Here is an 872-nt window from a genome sequence, read left to right as displayed (position 1 = left end):
CCGGTGGCATCTTTGTCGAGATCTTGCATGAATTTTTCGCGGGAAAGCCCAATATTGGCAAAAGCATCTTCAATATGCTTGCCCCCTGCTTGAATACGCGCACTCATCGCATTAAAACCACGCGCTGCACTCTCAGGAACAATCCCAGCAGAAATCATCGCTGTACCAAATGCCGCGGTTTCGCGGGCTGTCAGTTTAAACATGGTTGCTGCACCGGTGGCACGATTGGTAAAATCAGACACCTCACTGGCCTTTGCCGCCATGTGGTTAGAGAGATGATTGATGGCATCGCCTAGATCTTCAATGCCTGCTTGATTAAGCTTAAAGACATTGCGCAACTTGGCAAAGCGCTCCCCAATCTGATCCCCCGTCATATCAAAAGCAACAGCCGCTTTGGCTGCATAAATGCTAAAAGCTTCTAAATCTTGTTCACCAATCCCTGCTTGGCTAGCACTGGTCATCAATTCTAAGACTTCACGAGCCGCTAACGGAATCTTGGTGGAAGTTTCAAGCGCAAAACGGCGCAATTCCTTTAAGCGATCAAGGGGGGCATCGAGAACCTTTTCTAATCCCTTCATCGATTGATCAAATTGCATGGCTTTATAGAGCGGTGCAATTAAGGTTGCGGTTTGCGCAATGGCACCCACCATACGCCCGCGTGCATGATTGAAAGCATTTTCCGCATTGGCTGTAGCTTGGCTTAAATGTTCAGGGTCAAACCAATTTTTAAAGTGTTGCCTTGTCTTGTTTTGGAAATGCGCAACATCTGAACTAAAGGCTGCAAGATCTCGCTTAGCAGAAGCGATCCCCTCTTGCAAATGATTGACAAAACGCACAACAAGAGAAATATCCATGATCGTCTCTTATCCTAA

General features: G+C 46.9%; 1 protein-coding gene. It reads right to left on the bottom strand.

Annotated elements, in window-relative coordinates; translation table 11 throughout:
- Nucleotides 1–854 (bottom strand): phage tail tape measure protein (locus ACFINU_RS10085; RefSeq protein WP_375667705.1); only part of this gene is annotated, 854 nt, incomplete at its 3' end.
- Nucleotides 855–872: the final 18 nt, after the last annotated feature.

Source organism: Bartonella sp. AC130YNZD (genome assembly GCF_042196865.1).
Classification (GTDB): Bacteria; Pseudomonadota; Alphaproteobacteria; order Rhizobiales; family Rhizobiaceae; genus Bartonella.
Note: the sequence above shows the minus strand (reverse complement) of the source record. Positions and strands in the feature narration are given on the sequence as shown.